Origin of the sequence: Christiangramia marina, assembly GCF_048285865.1 — a bacterium.
Taxonomy (GTDB): domain Bacteria; phylum Bacteroidota; class Bacteroidia; order Flavobacteriales; family Flavobacteriaceae; genus Christiangramia; species Christiangramia marina.
In genome coordinates, this window is record NZ_JBLVTK010000095.1 from 1 (window position 1) to 278 (window position 278).

The 278-nt window shown below is 34.5% G+C and carries 1 protein-coding gene; it reads left to right on the forward strand.

Going from position 1 to position 278, the window contains the following annotated elements; translation table 11 throughout:
- Positions 1–83 precede the first annotated feature (83 nt).
- The coding region (locus ACNKXS_RS15470) for a response regulator (RefSeq protein WP_417921663.1) at positions 84–278 on the forward strand (195 nt) is incomplete at its 3' end.

The following is a 278-nucleotide window of genomic DNA, read 5'->3' on the forward strand; positions in this document are numbered from 1 at the left end:
CTCCTATAATCACTAGTATTCGGTTTTATAATACAATACCGAATTAATTGTAAATAAAATATTCCGAAAAAGGTTAATTAATAATGCAAACGCCAGTCATTCTGATTGTAGAGGATGAAGACGTAACTCGACTAAACCTCGTTAGTTTATTTGAAGCTGAAGGTTACAAAGTTATAGAAGCCATTGATGGCGATGACATGCATGACAAGCTTACAAATAATGATGATGTGAACCTTGTAGTTATGGACATCAACCTACCAGGCAAAAACGGGCTAATT